This window comes from Streptomyces sp. NPDC006552, from assembly GCF_040611655.1.
Lineage (GTDB): Bacteria > Actinomycetota > Actinomycetes > Streptomycetales > Streptomycetaceae > Streptomyces.
Map to the genome: position 1 here is coordinate 108,322 of NZ_JBEXOS010000002.1, position 17,306 is coordinate 125,627.

Consider the following 17,306-nt stretch of genomic DNA (forward strand, 5'->3'; position numbering starts at 1 on the left):
GGCCGTACGGAGCAGGAAGATGGTGGGGGCGCCCTGAACGGCGAGGGCGTCCCCACCCGTGTCACACGGTGCGGAGCCGGGCGGGCCCGCCGGGATCAGCGGCCCCTGCCGCCCCCGTCGCCGTTCCCACCGTTCCCGTTGCCGCCGAACAGGCCCGGCGGGAGGTGGAAGCCGGGCCGGTTGTCGCCGCCCCCGCCGTTCCCACCACCGGCGCCACCGTCACCGCCGCCGTTTCCCGGCTTGCCGTCGTCGCTCTTGTCCCCGCCCGTGCCCTTGTCCTTCTTCCCGTCGGGAATGTCGACGAGGGTGAACTTCGGCGCGGGCTTGCCGGAGAGCGCGCCGGTCATCGCGGCGCGCCAGATCGGGCCCGGGGTGTCGGCGCCGTAGACCTCGCCGTGGTAGCGGCCGCCGATGATGATGTCGGTCATCTCCACGTCCTGCTGCGCGCTGCCGACCCAGACGGCGCCCGCCAGGTTCGGCGTGTAGCCGACGAACCAGGCGTTCTTACGGGCGTCGGTGGTACCGGTCTTACCGGCGTTGTCCCGGTCGTCGAGTCCGGCCTCCTGGCCCGTACCGGAGTCGACCACGCCGCTGAGCAGCGTGTTGATCTTGTCCGCGGTCCCCGTCGACATCGCGCGCGAGCACGTCGTCTTCGGCACGGGCAGTGCCTTGCCGCCGGGGCCCGTGATCGACTCCAACGCGATCGGCGTGCAGTACGTGCCCTCGTTGGCGAAGGCGGCGTACGCGGAGGCCATGGTCAGCGGCGACAGACCCGTCGCACCGAGGGTCATCGACGAGGGCACCTCGGGCACCTTCGCGCCGTTGCCCTGCACCACGCCGAGCTTGTCGGTCATCTTGACGACCGGGCACATGCCGATGTCGCCGAGCATCTGCACGAAGTAGGTGTTGACCGACTTCTCCATGGCCTCCCTGAGCTGGAAGGGGCCGACCTCGGACTCGTTCTCGTTCTCCACCTTGTAGCCACGGTCGTTGACCCACGGCTTGCCGCTGCACGACTGCACCGAGCTGGGGTACGGCATCTGGTACGGCGCCGGATACTCCTGCGTCGCCGGCTTGCCCTGCTCCAGCGCGGCCGCGGCGAGGAACGGCTTGAACGTCGAACCCGTCGGGAAGCCGAAGTTGGAGCCGCCGTACCTGTTGTCGACGGAGTAGTTGATCTCCGTCTCGTTCTTGTCGTAGCCATAGGGCTTCGACTGGCCCATGCCGAGGATCTTGCCGGTGCCGGGCTCGACCAGCGTGAGCGCCGTGGCGACCTTGTCCGACTTGTAGACGTTCTGCTTGATGGAGGTCTGGACCGAGTCCTGCGCCTGCGGGTCGAGCGTCGTCTTGATCGTCAGTCCGCCGCGGTCCCAGACCTTCGCCCGCTCTTCCCTCGTCTTGCCGAAGACCGGTTCGCTCTTGAAGACCTTCTCCACGTACTTGCAGAAGAAGGCCGCGCCCTTGACCGCCGTGATGCACCCGTTCTGCGGGCGGCTGACCTTCAGGCCGAGCGGCGTCTGCTTCGCCGCGGCGGCCTCGGCGGGCGAGATGTCGTGCACCTGCGCCATGCGCGTCAGCACGGTGTTGCGCCGCTTCGTCGCCTCGGTCCCGTCGTTGACGGGGTCGTAGCGGCTCGGCGACTGCACGATGCCGGCGAGCAGCGCCGACTCCTGGAGGTTCAGGTCCTTGGCGTGCTTGGAGAAGTAGCGCTGGGCCGCGGCTTCGACGCCGTACGCCTGCTGCCCGAAGTACGTGATGTTCAGGTAGTTGGCGAGGATCTTCTTCTTGCCCAGCTCCTCCTCGACCTGGATCGCGTACTTGAGCTCGCGGACCTTGCGGCCGATCGTCTGCTGGGTGGCCTGCGCGACCTTGGTCGGGTCGTCGCCCGCCTCCTCGATGAAGACGTTCTTCACGTACTGCTGCGTCAGGGTGGAGGCGCCCTGGGAGACGCCGCCGTCGCGCGCGTTGGCGTTGATGGCGCGCAGGATGCCCTTCGCGTCGACCGCCCCGTGCTCGTAGAAGCGCGAGTCCTCGATCGCGACGAGCGCCTTCTGCATGTACGGCGAGATGGCCGAGAGCGGGACCACGGTGCGGTCGCGCGAGTAGACGGTGGCGATCTTCCCGCCCTGGTTGTCCAGGATGGTGGTGCGCTGACTCAGCGGCGGGGTCTTCAGGTTGGCGGGGATCTCGTCGAATCCCTCGACGGAACCCTTGGCCGCCAGGCCGAGCGCGCCCGCGGCGGGCAGGGCGATGCCGGCGAGGACAGCGCCCGCGAGGACGCTGACACCGAGGAACTTGGCGGCCTGTTGGGCCGGCGACAGACCGCCGCCGCTACCGGCCGAGCGCTTCTTTCCCATGCGGGGCAGCCTACGTGTCGATTCTCCGGACAGGCGTATATGCCTTGGCCTAAGCTGCACTCAACTGTCACAGCAGTGCGGTCTCGTATCAAGACGTGGGGCGAACCCGAATCGTTCCCGGCATCTTCTCCGAGCCTCTTGTAGTCATTCCCGGACCCTTCTGTGGCCGCCCGTCAGGGGCCCGCCGGGTGTCCGGAATCGCCTTGTGTGTCGTCCAGCGTCCCTTGTGGCCCAAGTGAACTGTCCCGGTTTGCCGGGGTTATTACGCATGTCCCCCGGTCACTCCGTCGGGTGATCTGCCGCTTACGCATAGTCCGTTCGGGCCATCCAAGATTGGGCCCGAAGGGGGTGTTGCGCTGTGCCCACCTTCCGTAACGTCCTCAACTGGCGGCGGTGAATATGCCGCTGCCGCCGTGGGGGAGCCTCGATTCGGGAGAGGACGGCGCCGGTATGGGCTGGGTAGTCGACTGGAGTGCGCAGGCGGCCTGCCGCACTACCGATCCGGATGAACTGTTCGTACAAGGAGCAGCGCAGAACCGGGCCAAGGCGGTGTGCACGGGATGTCCCGTGCGGACCGAGTGCCTGGCGGACGCGCTGGACAATCGCGTCGAGTTCGGCGTGTGGGGCGGTATGACGGAGCGGGAACGCCGCGCTCTGCTGCGCAGGCGGCCGACGGTCACGTCATGGCGCCGGCTCCTGGAGACGGCGCGGACGGAGTACGAGCGCGGCGCGGGCCTGCTGCCCGCGGAGCTCGAGGACGACGAGACGTACGAGAGGTTCGCGGCGGTCGGGTAGCCCCGGACCCGCACCTCGCCGACACCGGCAGCGACATCGTCAGCGACACCGGTGCGCACGCGCGCCGCGCCAAGCGGCGCGTACGGCTCACGCAGCTCCGGCCGGAGTGTCACCGGCCGCGAGCCGTTCTCCGATGTCCCGCAGGCCGGCCAGGTCGTGGACGTCGCCGGGCAGCGCCGCGACCTCGACCACGGCGACCTCGGGGTGGAGCGCGACGAAGCGGTCACGCGTGCGTTGTTCACGCGCCACCACCTGCATGCGCTCCGCGTGCAGGCGCAGCAGCCCCGCGGTGAGCTGCTCCGCGGCCAGTTGGTCCGTCGGCCGCTGGTCCGCAGGCGGCTGATCGGTAGGCAGTTGTTCCGTGGCCGGGCCGGACGGCGGATCCGCTGCGGCGGGGGAGCCTGCACCGGGATCTGACGGTGGAGTGGTCGGAGCGGTGGGAGTAGTACGACCGTCTTTCTTCCCTACCGGTTGATCCACAATGCCGCGCTCTTCAAGATTTTCCGCGGCGGCCAGCGCGCGCTCGGCGGAGAGCCGGCCGGCGTCGCTGCCGTGCACCCGGTTGAGCACGAGCCCGGCGAGCGGCATCCGCTCCGCGGCGAGACGCTCCACGAAGTACGCCGCCTCGCGCAGCGCGTCCCGCTCGGGCGCGGCGACGACGAGGAACGCCGTGCCGGGCGCCTGGAGCAGCTTGTACGTGGCGTCGGCGCGGGTGCGGAAACCGCCGAACATGGTGTCCATCGCGGCCACGAACGTCTGCACGTCCCGCAGAAGTTGCCCGCCGAGCAGCTTGCCGAGGGCGCCGGTCATCATCGACATCCCGACGTTCAGGAACTTCATCCCCGCGCGCCCGCCGACCTTGGCCGGGGCCATCAGGACCCGGATCAGCTTCCCGTCGAGGAAGGAACCGAGCCGCTTGGGCGCGTCCAGGAAGTCGAGCGCCGAGCGGGACGGCGGGGTGTCCACGACGATCAGGTCCCACTCGTCGCGGGCGCGCAGCTGCCCCAGCTTCTCCATCGCCATGTACTCCTGCGTGCCGGCGAAGCCCGCGGAGAGCGACTGGTAGAAGGGGTTGGAGAGGATCGCGCGGGCCCGCTCCTTGTCCGCGTGCGCCTCGACGATCTCGTCGAAGGTGCGCTTCATGTCGAGCATCATCGCGTGCAGTTCGCCGCCCTCGGCGCCGTCGGCGGTGATGTCCTTCACCCGGCGCGGCGTGTTGTCCAGCGAGTCGATGCCCATGGACTGGGCGAGGCGGCGGGCCGGGTCGATGGTGAGCACGACGACCTTGCGGCCGCGCTCGGCGGCGCGCAGCCCGAGCGCCGCGGCGGTCGTCGTCTTGCCCACGCCGCCGCTGCCGCAGCACACCACGATGCGGGTGTCCGGGTCGTCGAGCAACGGGTCGACGCGGAGCGTGCCCTCAGGATCGAGCGTCATCGAACGGTCCCCTGAATCCCTTGCTGTCGCAGTTCCCCGGCGAGCGTGTAGAGCCCGGCCAGGTTCAGTCCCTCGGTGAGCAGCGGCAGTTCGTGCAGCGGTAGCCCGGCCTCGGTGAGCAGCGCGCGCTGGGTGCCCTCCAGGGCGTAGCGCTCCGCGTACTCCCCGGCCTGCGCGAGGAGCGGCTCGACGAGCGTGTCCGCGCCGCTGAGCCCGGCCGCCGCGAGGGCCTCGGTGACGGCGGGCCGCACCGAGGCGTCGCGGCTCAGTTCCACGGCGCCTTCCCCCAGCGGGGCGGGCCGCACCATGTTCACCATGATCCGTCCCACCGGCAGCTGCGCGGCGCGCAGTTCGCCGAGCCCGTCGAGGGTCTCCTGCACCGGCATCTCCTCCAGCAGGGTGACCAGGTGCACGGCCGTCTCCCGGGACTTGAGGACCCGCATGACCGCCTGCGCCTGGTTGTGTATCGGGCCGATCCGGGCGAGCCCGGCGACCTCGTCGTTCACGTTCAGGAAGCGTGTGATGCGGCCTGTCGGGGGCGCGTCCATCACGACGTGGTCGTACGCGTAGCCGCCCTGCTTCTCCTTGCGGCGTACCGCCTCGCACGCCTTGCCGGTCAGGAGCACGTCGCGCAGGCCCGGCGCGACCGTGGTCGCGAAGTCGATGGCGCCGAGCTTCTTCAGGGCGCGTCCGGCACCGCCCAGTTTGTAGAACATCTGGAGGTAGTCGAGCAGCGCCAGCTCGGGATCGATGGCGAGCGCGTGCACCTCCCCGCCGCCGGGGGCGACGGCGATCCTGCGCTCCTCGTAGGGGAGCACTTCCGTCTCGAAGAGCTGTGCGATGCCTTGTCTGCCCTCCACCTCCACGAGGAGAGTGCGCTTGCCCTCGGTCGCGAGGGCGAGCGCGAGTGCGGCGGCGACCGTGGTCTTTCCGGTACCGCCCTTGCCGCTGACGACCTGGAGCCTGCTCACGTATTCGAGCCTAACCAGTGCACGCGCGGATCACCCAGGAGCCTGGGGAACGGAGCCGCACGTTCCGGCCGATACAGTCGGCCCCATGGCTAAGAAGTGGGAATACGCGACCGTGCCGCTCCTCGTGCACGCGACGAAGCAGATCCTCGACACCTGGGGCGAGGACGGCTGGGAGCTGGTCCAGGTCGTGCCGGGGCCCAACAACCCGGAGCAGCTGGTGGCGTACCTGAAGCGGGAGAAGGCGGCGTGAGCGGGAACGTCGAGGCGCGCCTCGCGGAGCTGGGCCTGACCCTGCCGCCCGTCGTGCCGCCGGTCGCGGCGTACCAGCCGGCCGTGCGCTCCGGGGTGTACGTGTACACGGCCGGACAACTGCCCATGGTCGACGGCAAGCTGCCGCTGACCGGCAAGGTCGGCGACGAGGTCACCGCCGAGCAGGCCAAGGACCTGGCCCGCACCTGCGCGCTGAACGCGCTGGCCGCCGTCAAGTCGGTCGCCGGTGACCTGGACCGCGTCGCGCGCGTGGTGAAGGTCGTCGGCTTCGTGGCCTCCGCGACCGACTTCACCGGCCAGCCCGGCGTCATCAACGGCGCCAGCGAGCTGCTCGGCGAGGTGCTCGGCGACAAGGGCGTGCACGCGCGCAGTGCCGTCGGCGTCGCGGTCCTGCCGCTGGACGCGCCGGTCGAGGTCGAGATCCAGGTGGAACTGACGGAGGCGTAGCGCCTCCGGCGGGCCCCGGGTGACGTGCGCGGGGACGCAGGGCTCGAGCGGGGCGACGTGCCACGGGTGGGCTTCAGGGGTGCCGTGCCCTGGGTGGGTTTCACCGGTGGGGGTGCGGTGCCTGATGGGTTTCACCGGGTGCCGTGCCCTGGTGGGTTTTATCGGTGGGGGTGCTGTGCCCCGGTGGGCTTCACCGCTGTGGGCGTCTTGCCGCGGTGGGCCTCATCGGTAGGGGCGCCGCGACCGGTGGGTTTCACCGGCGGGGCGCCGTGCCCCGATGGGTTTCACCGGCGGGGCGCCGTGCCCCGATGGGTTTCACCGGCGGGGCGCCGTGCCCCGATGGGCTTCACCGGTGGGAGCGCCGTGCCTTGGTGGGCTTCACCGGTAGGGGCGCCGCGCCCGGTGGGCTTCATCGGTACGGGCGTCTTGCCCCGGTGGGCTTCATCGGTACGGGTGCCGTGCCCCGGTGGGTCTCACCGGTAGGGGTGCCGTGCCCCGGTGGGTCTCACCGGTAGGGGCGCCGCGCCTGGTGGGTTTCACGGGTGGGGGTGCTGTGCCCCGGTGGGCTTCACCGATGTGGGCGCCGTGCCCCGGTGAGCGTCACCGGTAGGGGCGCCGTGCCCCGGTGGACCTCACCGGTAGGGGCGCCGCGCCCGGTGGGCGGGGTCTGTCCCGCAGGTCTCCAGGGGGGCTCACCCGCGCGGAGCGCCCTGGGGACGAAGCCGGCTCTCGAACATCAGCCCGTCACCGGATAGCCTCCGGCCATGGCAGACGGGCAGTGGTATCCCCCCGAGTGGCCGGAGCGCATCCGCGCCCTGGCCGCCGGCACGCTGGTGCCGGCGGCGCCCCGGCGCGCCGCGACCGTGATGCTCCTCAGGGACGCCGGCGGCGTCGAGGTGCACATGCTGCGGCGCCGCACGTCCATGGCGTTCGCCGCCGGTGCGTACGCCTACCCCGGCGGCGGCGTCGACCCGCGGGACGACGACCGGCAGGTTCGCTGGGCCGGGCCCACCCGCGAGGAGTGGGCCGCACGCCTGGACGTGGCGGACGGGCGGGCCGCGCAGGCGATCGTCTGCGCCGCGGTGCGCGAGACCTTCGAGGAGGCGGGCGTGCTGCTCGCCGGGCCCACCCCGGACACCGTCGTCGACGACACGACGGGCGAGGACTGGGTTGCCGACCGGCAGGCGCTGATCGCGCGGGAGCTGTCCTTCGCCGCGTTCCTGGACCGCCGCGGCCTCGTGCTCCGCTCCGACCTGCTGGGCGCCTGGGCGCGCTGGATCACCCCGGAGTTCGAGCCGCGCCGCTACGACACCTGGTTCTTCGTGGCCGCGCTCCCCGCGGGCCAGCGCACCAGCGACGACTCCTCGGAGGCCGACCGCACGGTGTGGATCCGCCCGCACCGGGCCGCGGCCGCGTACGACCGGGGCGAGCTGTCGATGATGCCGCCGACCGTCGCCACGCTGCGCGCGCTGACCGCGTACGACTCGGTGGCCGGCGCCCTGGCCGGCGCGGCCGAGCGCGACCTGACGCCCGTCCTGGCACAGGCACACCTCGCGGGCGGCGAACTGGTGCTGTCCTGGCCGGGGCACGACGAGTTCACCAAGCACATCCCGACCGTTCCGGACCCGCAGACCGGGGGGACCCGCCGATGACCGAGGCCGCCGCCCTGCCCGGGCAGCCACGCGGCGGGGTGCTCTCCGGCCCCGCCACCGCCCGCGCCGTCAACGTCCTGGCGCCGAACGCGTCCGCGATGACCCTCGACGGCACCAACACCTGGATCGTCGCCGAGCCCGGCAGCGACCTCGCCGTCGTCATCGACCCGGGCCCGCTGGACGAGACCCACCTCGCGCACGTGATCGCCACCGCCGAACGGGCCGGCCGCCGCGTCGCCCTCACCCTGCTCACTCACGGCCACCCCGACCACGCCGAAGGCGCGGGCCGCTTCGCCGAGCTGACCGGCACGAAGGTGCGCGCCCTCGACCCCGCGCTGCGCCTGGGCGACGAGGGGCTCGCCGCCGGGGACGTGGTCAGGACGGGCGGCCTGGAGCTGCGCGTCGTGCCGACCCCCGGCCACACCGCGGACTCGCTCTGCTTCCATCTCCCGGCCGATCAGGCCGTGCTGACCGGCGACACGATCCTCGGCCGCGGCACCACGGTCGTCGCCCACCCGGACGGCCGCCTCGGCGACTACCTCGACTCCCTGCGCCGGCTGCGGTCCCTGACCGTCGACGACGGGGTGCACACGGTGCTCCCGGGCCACGGCCCCGTCCTGGAGGACGCGCAGGGGGCGGTCGAGTTCTATCTCGCGCACCGCGCCCACCGCCTCGCCCAGGTGGAGACCGCCGTCGAGAACGGGCACGCGTCCGCGTCCGACGTCGTGGCCCACGTCTACGCCGACGTGGACCGCTCCCTGTGGCCGGCCGCGGAGCTGTCCGTCCTGGCCCAGCTGGAGTATCTGCGGGAGCACGGCCTGATCCCGAGCGCGTAACAGGTCAGAGGCGCTCCTGCCGGGGCTCCAGCGGCCAGGTGACGCCCATCGCGGCGAGCCGCGGCGGGTCCGCGATGATGTCGACGCCGCTGACCCGGCCGTCCCGGAACGTGAGGACGAGCACCGAGACGACCTGGCCCCGGGGCGCCTGCACGATGCCCACGCCGTCGCCCGCGTACGCCACGCACGCCGTGTCCACCAGCTGCCCGAAGTACGTCGCCTGCCCAGCCACCTCCCGTGCGCCCCGCACCAGCTTGGAGGCCGTCCCCGGGCCCGCGTCGACCCTCAGCAGCACGTCCGGGTCGAGGAGCGCGAGCAGCGCCTCGAAGTCCCCGGCGCGGGTCGCGGCGAGCCAGGCCTCGGCGACCTCCCGCCGGCGGGCCAGGTCGGTCGTGGCCGGGGCGGTGGCGCCCCGCACCCGGCGCCGGGCCCGGCTGGCCAGCTGCCGGGTGGCGGCCGGGGTCCGCGCGACGACCGGCGCCAGCTCCTCGAACGGCACGGCGAACATGTCGTGCAGCACGAACGCGAGCCGCTCGGCCGGCGCGAGCGTGTCGAGCACGACGAGCAGCGCGAGCCCGACCGAGTCCGCGAGTTCGGCCTCCTGGCCCGGGTCGGCGGGCCGCACCACCACGTCGGGGACGCGGGTCTCGGCGGCGCCCGCCTCGAAGGGGTCCTCCCGGCGGGAGGCGCGGGCGCGCAGCATGTCCAGGCAGATCCGCCCGACGACGGTGGTGAGCCAGCCGCCCAGGTTCTCCACGGCGTCGCCGCCGTCGGCGGAGCGCTGGAGCCGCAGCCAGCTCTCCTGGACCGCGTCCTCGGCCTCGCTGAACGAACCGAGCATGCGGTACGCCACGGACCGCAGCCGCCCGCGCTCCGCCTCGAACCGGGCGGCCAGGCCGGCCACCGACCGCGACGGCGCCGGGGACCGGCCCCCGGACTGATCCTGCGTCATGCCGGACGTCCTTCCGGATCAAGGTGCCGTGCTCCTACGAAGCCCGGGCGCGTGCCGCTACGAAGCCGGGTCCCGCCACGTGGTGTGGCGGGACCCGGCTGCGTACGAGGCGTGTGAACTCAGCGCGAACGCTTGGCGAGGCGCTCCACGTCGAGCAGGATCACGGCGCGGGCCTCCAGCCGCAGCCAGCCGCGGCCCGCGAAGTCGGCCAGCGCCTTGTTCACGGTCTCGCGGGAGGCGCCGACCAGCTGGGCCAGCTCTTCCTGCGTCAGGTCGTGCACGACGTGGATGCCCTCCTCGGACTGCACGCCGAACCGGCGCGACAGGTCGAGCAGCGCGCGGGCCACTCGGCCCGGCACGTCGGAGAAGACCAGGTCGGACATCTGGTCGTTGGTCTTGCGCAGCCGCCGGGCGACGGCGCGCAGCAGCGCGGCGGCCACCTCGGGCCGTGCGTTCAGCCAGGGCTGGAGGTCGCCGTGGCCGAGGCCGAGCAGCTTGACCTCGGTCAGCGCGCTGGCGGTCGCGGTCCGCGGGCCGGGGTCAAAGAGCGACAGCTCTCCGATCAGCTCGCCGGGGCCGAGCACGGCCAGCATGTTCTCGCGGCCGTCGGGGGAGGTGCGGTGGAGCTTCACCTTGCCCTCGGTGACCACGTAGAGGCGGTCTCCGGGGTCGCCCTCGTGAAACAGGGCATCGCCGCGCGCGAGGGTCACCTCACTCATGGAGGCGCGGAGCTCCGCGGCCTGCTCGTCATCGAGCGCCGCGAAGAGCGGGGCGCGCCGCAGAACGTCGTCCACGAGTTTCTCTCCTATGTCGCCTGCACTGTGGGGTACGGATGTTTCCCGCCACCCATTTTGCCGGACGGTCCAAACAGTGTGATCAGTCACTCAGACACAAGTCTGCCGCACCTGCGTCACAACCCGACGGGGAGGGGGCCAATCGGGGGCCGATCCCCAGGCTCCGGGGCGGATGTCGGTGGCGGGCTCTAGGCTGGACGGGTGTCCAAAAAGCCGGTGACCACGCAGGCAGAGGGGGCTGGAACGGTGGCGGAGGAGCACGATTCCGCTGTGGGCGAACAGGAGCGGGGCGAGACTCGCTCCACCGGCGCGACCCCACCCCGCACCCCGTCCGAACAGGGAAAGGCCGCCCAGCACATGCCCGCGAAGAAGCGAGCCGCCACGAAGAAGACCCCGACCGGGGCCGCGCAGCCGGCCCCCGCCGCCAAGGCGGCCCGCCCGGCCGGGACCGAGTCGCGCACCGCCCTGGTCCGGCGGGCCAGGAAGATCGACCGGGAACTGGCGGAGACGTATCCGTACGCCCACCCGGAGCTGGACTTCGAGAACCCGTACCAGCTCGTCGTCGCCACGGTGCTCTCCGCGCAGACGACGGACCTGAGGGTCAATCAGACGACGCCGGCGCTGTTCGCCGCGTACCCGACACCGGAGGATCTCGCCGCCGCCGACCCGGAGAAGGTCGAGGAGCTGATCCGGCCCACCGGCTTCTTCCGGGCCAAGACGAAGTCGATCATGGGTCTGGCCAAGGCGCTGACCGAGGACTTCGGGGGCGAGGTGCCCGGCCGGGTCGAGGACCTCGTGAAGCTGCCCGGGGTGGGCCGCAAGACCGCGTTCGTGGTGTTGGGCAACGCGTTCGGACGGCCGGGGATCACCGTGGACACCCACTTCGGGCGGCTCGTCCGCCGCTGGAAGTGGACCGAGGAGACCGACCCCGACAAGGTCGAGAAGGCCGTCGGCGAGCTGTTCCCGAAGAGTGACTGGACGATGCTGAGCCACCACGTCATCTTCCACGGCCGCCGCATGTGCCACGCCCGCAAGCCGGCCTGCGGCGTCTGCCCCATCGCCCCGCTCTGCCCGGCGTACGGCGAGGGCGAGACGGACCCGGAGAAGGCGAAGAAGCTGCTCAAGTACGAGAAGGGCGGCTTCCCCGGCCAGCGGCTCAAGCCCCCGCAGTCGTACCTGGACGCGGGCGGCATCCCGGCCCCGCCGCTGGGCGGCACCCCCGGCGGCCCGGCGGGTGACACGGCCGGTGACACGACGGGGTGACATCCCGTGAGCGCGGAACGAAACGGGGACGGCCAGGCGTTGGGCGAGTCACGACGGGTACGGGGGCGGCGAGATGAAGCACGTGAGTGAGATGAAGCGGGTGAGCGGGAGCGGGGCGCCGAGCGGCGGCGCCCCCGCGTCCGGCGACGCCACCGGAGAGCACGCCGGGGCCGCTGACCTCGGCGTCGCCGGGGACGTGCCCGGTGCGACGGCACCCGGGGGCGGTGGGGCCGGCCCCGCAGGGGGACTGCCGCCCGTCCCGGACGTCGGGGTGCGCACGGCCGGCCTGCCCGCCTGGCTGACCCCCGTCGCGGACGCGGCCCGCACCCTCACCGGCGACCAGCTGAGCCGCTTCCTGCCGCCCGAGGACGGCGGCGGCCGGCAGTCCGCGGTCCTCATCCTGTTCGGCGAGGGCGAGCGCGGCCCCGAGCTGCTCCTGATGGAGCGGGCGGGCTCGCTCAGATCGCATGCGGGCCAGCCGTCCTTCCCCGGCGGCGCCCTCGACCCCGAGGACGGCGACCCGCGCAGCGAGGGCCCGTTGCGGGCCGCGCTGCGCGAGGCGTGGGAGGAGACGGGGCTCGACCCGCGCGGCGTCCAGCTCTTCGGCGTGCTGCCGCCGCTGTACATCCCGGTGAGCCGGTTCGTGGTGACGCCCGTGCTCGGCTGGTGGCGGGTGCCGACCCCGGTCGCGGCGGTCGATCCGGCGGAGACGGCGCGCGTCTTCACGGTCCCGGTGGCGGATCTCACGGACCCGGCGAACCGCGCGACGACGGTCCACCCCAGCGGCCACCGCGGCCCCGCGTTCCTGGTGGAATCGGCTCTGGTCTGGGGTTTCACGGCCGGCGTGATCGACCGGATCCTGCACCACGCGGGGTGGGAGCGCCCCTGGGACCGGGCCAAGACGGTCCCACTCGACTGGCGCGCATGACAGGGTGGCCCCCGTGCCGTGCCGTCCCGGGGACCTCCCCCGGCGCTCCGGCGCGGAAGTGGACACGTGCGATGCGAGGCGAGGCCGGAATTCGGTGAACGTGCTGGACATTCTGCTGCTGGCGGCCGCCGTCTGGTTCGCGATCGTGGGGTACCGCCAGGGCTTCGTGGTCGGTGTCCTGTCGGTGACCGGTTTCCTGGGCGGAGGTCTCGTCGCCGTCTACGCGCTGCCCGCCGTCTGGGGCGCCGCCACCAGTGACGCCGAGGTGACCACGACCGCCGCGGTCGTCGCGGTGGTCGTCGTGATCGTCTGCGCCTCGGTGGGCCAGGCCTTCACCACGCATCTGGGCAACAAGCTGCGGCGGTACATCACCTGGTCCCCGGCGCGCGCGGTCGACGCGACGGGCGGCGCCCTGGTCAACGTGGGGGCGATGCTCCTGGTCGCCTGGCTGATAGGTTCCGCCCTCGCCGGCACGGCGCTGCCCACGCTCGGCACCGAGGTGCGCGGCTCGAAGGTGCTGCTCGGGGTGGCGCGGGTGCTGCCCACCCAGGCCGACACCTGGTTCGCCGACTTCTCCTCCACGCTCGCGCAGAACGGTTTCCCCCAGGTCTTCAGCCCGTTCGCCGACGAGCCGATCACCGAGGTTCAGCCGCCCGACCCGGCGCTCGCGCACAGCGCGGCCGCACGGACCGCGCGGCGCTCGATCGTCAAGGTCGTGGGCCAGGCCCCCAGTTGCGGCAAGGTCCTCGAAGGCACCGGCTTCGTCTTCTCCGACCGCCGGGTGATGACCAACGCGCACGTGGTCGGCGGGGTCGAGGCGCCCACCGTGCAGATCGGCGGCGAGGGCATCAAGTACGACGCCAAGGTCGTGCTCTACGACTGGAAGCGCGACATCGCCGTCCTGGACGTGCCGGAGCTGACGGCGCCCCCGCTGCGGTTCACGGCGACGGACGCGCGGCGCGGCGGCGGTGCGATCGTCGCGGGCTTCCCGGAGAACGGCGCGTACGACGTGCGCCCCGCGCGGCTGCGCGGCCGCATCACCGCGGACGGCCCGGACATCTACCACCGGGGCACGATCCGGCGCGACGTGTACTCGCTGTACGCGACGGTCCGTCAGGGCAACTCCGGCGGCCCACTGCTGACCCCGGACGGCCGGGTCTACGGCGTGGTCTTCGCCAAGTCCCTGGACAGCACGGAGACGGGCTACGCGCTCACCAGGGACGAGATCGACACCGACATCACCCGCGGCCGCACGGCGGTCCAGCAGGTCGGCACGGACGCCTGCGCGCTGTAGCCCGGCGCGCGCTCAGGTGCCGGGCGTCATGTCAGCCGCGCCCGCTGTGGCGCAGCCGGGCCGACACCCACCGGGCCCGGCGCCGCAGGATGCGCGGAATTCCCAGCCGGGGATCGTGCGCCACATGGCTCTGCGGCGCGCCCCTCTGGGGAGAGCCCAGCGTCATCGCTGGGCGGCGATTGCGTGCTGCGTCACTGAAGTCGTGCGTCCAGCCCATACACCGACGTCTGCCCGGGCCCCATGGTCGGTAATCTCGCCCACGCCCCCCAAATTGGCCTATGCGGCAGGCATTTGGCTGTTCGTAGGACAGGCGTTCCCACCCGCACCCGGCCCGCTCACCGGTCGGGCTCGGGGTCCTGGAGCCAGCTCACCAGTTCCTTGGAGAACGCGGCCGGATCTTCCTCGTGCGGGAAGTGGCCCAGACCGTCGAAGAGCCGCCAGCGGTAGGGCGCTTCGACGTACTCGCCGGACCCCGCGGCGCTGCGTGTGCGCATCACCGGGTCGAGCGAGCCGTGCAGATGCAGCGTCGGCACCCGCACCGGCCGCTTCATGCGCCGGTTGAACTGGATGCCGTCGGGCCGGGCCAGCGACCGCACCATCCACCGGTACGGCTCGATCGAGCAGTGCGGCGTCGAGGGGATGGACATCGCCCGCCGGTACGCCTCGACGCTCTCGTCGTCGGGCTGGCGCGGCCCCGACCAGTCGCGGACCAGCCGGCCCACCAAGGCCGCGTCGTCCGCCGCCAGTTGCCGCTCGGGCAGCCACGGCCGCTGGAACCCCCAGATGTACGACCCGGCGGCGGTCTGCTTGAGGTCCGACACCATGGCCGAGCGCCAGCGGCGCGGGTGCGGCATCGAGGAGACCGCGAGCCGGCGCACCAGCTTGGGCCGCATCACCGCCGCCGTCCACGCGAGGTAGCCGCCGAGGTCGTGCCCGACCAGCGCCGCGTCCGGCTCGCCGAGCGAGCGCACCACCCCGGTGATGTCGAGCGCGAGGTTGGCCGGGTCGTACCCGCGTGGCGTGCGGTCGCTGCCGCCCACGCCCCGCAGGTCCATGGCGACGGCCCGGAACCCGGCGTCGGCGAGCGCGCCGAGCTGGTGGCGCCACGTCCACCAGAACTGCGGGAAACCGTGCAGCAGCAGCACGAGCGGCCCGTCACCCAGCTCCGCGATGTGAAAGCGCGCGCCGTTCGCCGCGACGTCCCGGTGGATCACGCCGGGCGCGCCCGGGACGTCGAGCCGTACGACCGAGGAAGGCGGTTGGGCCGAAGGAGTGGCGGGGTCCGTCATGAAGACGAGCGTGCCACAGCCTCGATGGCCTCGGGGACATGGTCGCCGGGCGTCACCTGACGGGGGTGCGGCTTGGCGTTCCCCAGTACGCCCGCCGTCTCCTTGACCGAGGCGGCGACCTTCTGCGGGCCCTTGCCCTTCTTGGCCTTCTTCGCGAAGGACGAGCCGATCAGCGCGAGCAGCCCGGCGAGGAGCAGGCTCGCGGCGAACGAGAGCAGGAAGCACCAGGCGAGGTTCCAGCCGCCGTTGCCGTTGTGCCCGCCCGTCCAGGCGTTGATGCCGTACGCCAGCGCGAAGCTCAGCATCGGCAGCGAGAAGATCAGCACCGTCAGCGCCGCGGAGAAGGCGCCGCCGCTGACCGCGCCCTTCTTCACGTCCTGCTTGAGCTGCGCCTTGGCGAGGGCGATCTCGTCGTGCACCAGTGCGGACATCTCGGTCGTCGCCGAGGCGAACAGCTGGCCGATGCTGCGTTCGGCGCCGACTGTGCTGACCGTGCTGCCGTCGGGTGCGCTCATCGCGTACTCCCTGTTTCCTGATAGAAGCCGGTGGATGCTCCGGATGTGCGGACTTGATGTCAGATCATGCCGGACGCTCGCCTCCGGCGCCTTCCCCGGCCGCCACTTCGGCAAGCCTTCGGTGCTCCGCGGCCTTCTCCTCGTAGAGCGCGGCCATCCGCAGGTGGTACTCCGGACGGCCCTCCTGGTAGATGTCGGGCACGCCGTCCTGGTCCTCGTCGCGCTCCTCCGCCTCCCACAGGGCGCGGTACTTGGCGTTGCGGATCTTCAGCAGTACGGCGCTGAACAGGGCCGCGATCACCGAGCCGATGAGCACGGCCGCCTTGACCTCGTCGGTCAGCAGGGCGTCGTCGGCGAAGGCGAGTTCGCCGATCAGGAGCGAGACGGTGAAGCCGATCCCCGCGAGCGAGGCCACCGCGAAGACGTCCGGCCAGGCCAGCTCGGAGGAGAGCGAGGCGCTGGTGAACCGGGCCGTCAGCCACGTACCGCCGAAGATGCCGAGCGCCTTGCCGACGACGAGGCCGAGGACGACCCCGAGCGTCTCGGGCGCGGTGAACACGTCCCCGAGCGCCTTGCCCGACACCAGCACACCCGCGCTGAACAGGGCGAACAGCGGCACCGCGAGACCGGCCGAGAGCGGGCGCACCAGATGCTCGATGTGCTCGCCGGGGGAGTGCTCCTCGCCGTCGCGGCGGGTGCAGCGCAGCATCAGCCCCATGGCGACACCGGCGATGGTGGCGTGGACGCCGCTGTTGTACATCAGCCCCCAGATGACGAGGGCGAGCGGCACGTAGACGTACCAGCCGCGGACGTTCTTGCGCAGCAGCAGCCAGAAGAGGACGAGGCCGGCGAAGGCGCCGCCGAGGGCGGCGAAGTTCAGCTGGTCGGTGAAGAAGACCGCGATGATCAGGATGGCGAGCAGGTCGTCGACGACCGCGAGGGTGAGCAGGAAGGCGCGCAGGGCGTTCGGCAGCGAGGTACCGAGGACGGCGAGGACGGCCAGCGCGAACGCGATGTCGGTCGCGGTCGGCACGGCCCAGCCGCCCAGCGACCCGCCTCCGACGACGTTCACCACCGTGTAGACGAGCGCGGGCGCGGCCATGCCGCAGACCGCGGCGGCGACCGGGAGCGCGGCGGCGCGTGGGTCGCGCAGGTCACCCGCGACGAGTTCGCGTTTGAGTTCGATACCGGCGACGAAGAAGAAGACGGCCAGCAGGCCGTCGGCGGCCCAGTGTTCGAGCGAGAGGTTAAGGCCGAGCACGCCGGGCCCGAGATGGACGTCGCGGAAGGTCTCGTAGCCGTGGTGCAGCGCCGGTACGTTCGCCCAGACGACCGCCGCGACGGCGGCGACGAGCAGCAGCATCCCGCCGACCGTCTCGGTCCGCAGGGCGTCGGCCACGAAGGTCCGCTCGGACAGGGAGAGCCGGCCGAACACGGTGCGGCCGCTCTTCTGGGGGGTGCTCACGGGCGGGGGACCTCCGGTCGGGTACGGCTGACGACATCGCCGAC

At 72.3% G+C, this 17,306-nt stretch carries 17 protein-coding genes; 8 read left to right on the forward strand and 9 right to left on the reverse strand.

Features of this window, described 5'->3' with window-relative positions:
• Nucleotides 1-95: 95 nt before the first annotated feature.
• Nucleotides 96-2,357, reverse strand: coding sequence for a transglycosylase domain-containing protein (locus tag ABZY33_RS01775; protein ID WP_356489447.1), 2,262 nt, complete (start codon nucleotides 2,355-2,357; stop codon nucleotides 96-98).
• Nucleotides 2,358-2,807: 450 nt separating this feature from the next.
• On the opposite strand from ABZY33_RS01775, the gene ABZY33_RS01780 reads away from it, so the two are divergent.
• A complete protein-coding gene (locus ABZY33_RS01780; RefSeq protein ID WP_324771306.1) occupies nucleotides 2,808-3,152 on the forward strand; it encodes a WhiB family transcriptional regulator in 345 nt (114 codons plus the stop codon).
• Nucleotides 3,153-3,239: 87 nt separating this feature from the next.
• Here ABZY33_RS01780 and ABZY33_RS01785 read toward each other — a convergent pair whose 3' ends face one another.
• Together ABZY33_RS01785 and ABZY33_RS01790 are read right to left on the reverse strand one after the other, a co-directional pair.
• A complete protein-coding gene (locus ABZY33_RS01785; RefSeq protein ID WP_356489448.1) occupies nucleotides 3,240-4,586 on the reverse strand; it encodes an ArsA family ATPase in 1,347 nt (448 codons plus the stop codon).
• The gene (locus ABZY33_RS01790; RefSeq protein ID WP_356489449.1) at nucleotides 4,583-5,557 is read right to left on the reverse strand and encodes an ArsA-related P-loop ATPase; all 975 of its coding nucleotides are present in this window, start codon (nucleotides 5,555-5,557) and stop codon (nucleotides 4,583-4,585) included. The genes ABZY33_RS01785 and ABZY33_RS01790 overlap by 4 nt, the downstream gene beginning before the upstream one ends.
• An 85-nt stretch (nucleotides 5,558-5,642) precedes the next feature.
• On the opposite strand from ABZY33_RS01790, the gene ABZY33_RS01795 reads away from it, so the two are divergent.
• The 4 genes from ABZY33_RS01795 to ABZY33_RS01810 all read left to right on the forward strand — a co-directional run bounded on the left by ABZY33_RS01795 (nucleotide 5,643) and on the right by ABZY33_RS01810 (nucleotide 8,762).
• Nucleotides 5,643-5,807 (forward strand): DUF4177 domain-containing protein, encoded by a 165-nt coding sequence (locus tag ABZY33_RS01795; RefSeq protein ID WP_107498797.1) that lies wholly within the window; start codon nucleotides 5,643-5,645, stop codon nucleotides 5,805-5,807.
• Complete coding sequence (locus tag ABZY33_RS01800) at nucleotides 5,804-6,274, forward strand: RidA family protein (RefSeq protein WP_356489450.1); 471 nt, start codon at nucleotides 5,804-5,806, stop codon at nucleotides 6,272-6,274. The genes ABZY33_RS01795 and ABZY33_RS01800 overlap by 4 nt, the downstream gene beginning before the upstream one ends.
• A gap of 764 nt (nucleotides 6,275-7,038) precedes the next feature.
• Complete coding sequence (locus ABZY33_RS01805; protein WP_356489451.1) at nucleotides 7,039-7,926, forward strand: NUDIX hydrolase; 888 nt, start codon at nucleotides 7,039-7,041, stop codon at nucleotides 7,924-7,926.
• On the forward strand, nucleotides 7,923-8,762 hold the full coding sequence (locus tag ABZY33_RS01810) for an MBL fold metallo-hydrolase (RefSeq protein ID WP_356489452.1): 840 nt from the start codon (nucleotides 7,923-7,925) through the stop codon (nucleotides 8,760-8,762). The genes ABZY33_RS01805 and ABZY33_RS01810 overlap by 4 nt, the downstream gene beginning before the upstream one ends.
• 4 nt (nucleotides 8,763-8,766) lie before the next feature.
• On the opposite strand, the gene ABZY33_RS01815 is transcribed toward ABZY33_RS01810, so the two are convergent.
• The gene (locus ABZY33_RS01815; protein WP_356489453.1) at nucleotides 8,767-9,714 is read right to left on the reverse strand and encodes a sigma-70 family RNA polymerase sigma factor; all 948 of its coding nucleotides are present in this window, start codon (nucleotides 9,712-9,714) and stop codon (nucleotides 8,767-8,769) included.
• 119 nt (nucleotides 9,715-9,833) lie between these two features.
• Nucleotides 9,834-10,508: a Crp/Fnr family transcriptional regulator gene (locus ABZY33_RS01820; RefSeq protein ID WP_016642758.1), complete on the reverse strand. Its 675-nt coding sequence runs from the start codon at nucleotides 10,506-10,508 to the stop codon at nucleotides 9,834-9,836.
• 270 nt (nucleotides 10,509-10,778) lie between these two features.
• Between ABZY33_RS01820 and nth the strand changes: the two genes are divergently transcribed.
• The 3 genes from nth to ABZY33_RS01835 all read left to right on the forward strand — a co-directional run bounded on the left by nth (nucleotide 10,779) and on the right by ABZY33_RS01835 (nucleotide 13,993).
• Nucleotides 10,779-11,771: an endonuclease III gene (gene nth, locus ABZY33_RS01825; protein WP_356489454.1), complete on the forward strand. Its 993-nt coding sequence runs from the start codon at nucleotides 10,779-10,781 to the stop codon at nucleotides 11,769-11,771.
• Between the two features lie 82 nt (nucleotides 11,772-11,853).
• Nucleotides 11,854-12,699, forward strand: a complete 846-nt coding sequence (locus ABZY33_RS01830; RefSeq protein ID WP_356489455.1) for a CoA pyrophosphatase — start codon at nucleotides 11,854-11,856, stop codon at nucleotides 12,697-12,699.
• 94 nt (nucleotides 12,700-12,793) lie between these two features.
• Entirely contained in the window at nucleotides 12,794-13,993 is a 1,200-nt protein-coding gene (locus ABZY33_RS01835; protein ID WP_356489456.1) for a MarP family serine protease, read from the forward strand.
• Between the two features lie 31 nt (nucleotides 13,994-14,024).
• Here ABZY33_RS01835 and ABZY33_RS01840 read toward each other — a convergent pair whose 3' ends face one another.
• From ABZY33_RS01840 to nhaA, 4 genes are all read right to left on the reverse strand, one after another.
• Nucleotides 14,025-14,210 (reverse strand): hypothetical protein, encoded by a 186-nt coding sequence (locus ABZY33_RS01840; RefSeq protein ID WP_356489457.1) that lies wholly within the window; start codon nucleotides 14,208-14,210, stop codon nucleotides 14,025-14,027.
• 118 nt (nucleotides 14,211-14,328) lie between these two features.
• Nucleotides 14,329-15,282, reverse strand: coding sequence for an alpha/beta hydrolase (locus ABZY33_RS01845; protein WP_356489458.1), 954 nt, complete (start codon nucleotides 15,280-15,282; stop codon nucleotides 14,329-14,331).
• Nucleotides 15,279-15,797, reverse strand: coding sequence for a phage holin family protein (locus ABZY33_RS01850; RefSeq protein ID WP_356489459.1), 519 nt, complete (start codon nucleotides 15,795-15,797; stop codon nucleotides 15,279-15,281). The genes ABZY33_RS01845 and ABZY33_RS01850 overlap by 4 nt, the downstream gene beginning before the upstream one ends.
• 64 nt (nucleotides 15,798-15,861) lie before the next feature.
• Nucleotides 15,862-17,262, reverse strand: coding sequence for a Na+/H+ antiporter NhaA (nhaA, locus tag ABZY33_RS01855; RefSeq protein ID WP_356489460.1), 1,401 nt, complete (start codon nucleotides 17,260-17,262; stop codon nucleotides 15,862-15,864).
• Nucleotides 17,263-17,306: the final 44 nt, after the last annotated feature.

Coding starts and splice junctions, on each gene's coding strand:
- ABZY33_RS01775 (WP_356489447.1), bottom strand. CDS start 2,357: ATGGGAAAGAAGCGCTCGGCCGGTAGCGGCGGCGGTCTGTCGCCGGCC.
- ABZY33_RS01780 (WP_324771306.1), top strand. CDS start 2,808: ATGGGCTGGGTAGTCGACTGGAGTGCGCAGGCGGCCTGCCGCACTACC.
- ABZY33_RS01785 (WP_356489448.1), bottom strand. CDS start 4,586: ATGACGCTCGATCCTGAGGGCACGCTCCGCGTCGACCCGTTGCTCGAC.
- ABZY33_RS01795 (WP_107498797.1), top strand. CDS start 5,643: ATGGCTAAGAAGTGGGAATACGCGACCGTGCCGCTCCTCGTGCACGCG.
- ABZY33_RS01805 (WP_356489451.1), top strand. CDS start 7,039: ATGGCAGACGGGCAGTGGTATCCCCCCGAGTGGCCGGAGCGCATCCGC.
- ABZY33_RS01810 (WP_356489452.1), top strand. CDS start 7,923: ATGACCGAGGCCGCCGCCCTGCCCGGGCAGCCACGCGGCGGGGTGCTC.
- ABZY33_RS01815 (WP_356489453.1), bottom strand. CDS start 9,714: ATGACGCAGGATCAGTCCGGGGGCCGGTCCCCGGCGCCGTCGCGGTCG.
- ABZY33_RS01840 (WP_356489457.1), bottom strand. CDS start 14,210: ATGGGCTGGACGCACGACTTCAGTGACGCAGCACGCAATCGCCGCCCA.
- ABZY33_RS01845 (WP_356489458.1), bottom strand. CDS start 15,282: ATGACGGACCCCGCCACTCCTTCGGCCCAACCGCCTTCCTCGGTCGTA.
- ABZY33_RS01850 (WP_356489459.1), bottom strand. CDS start 15,797: ATGAGCGCACCCGACGGCAGCACGGTCAGCACAGTCGGCGCCGAACGC.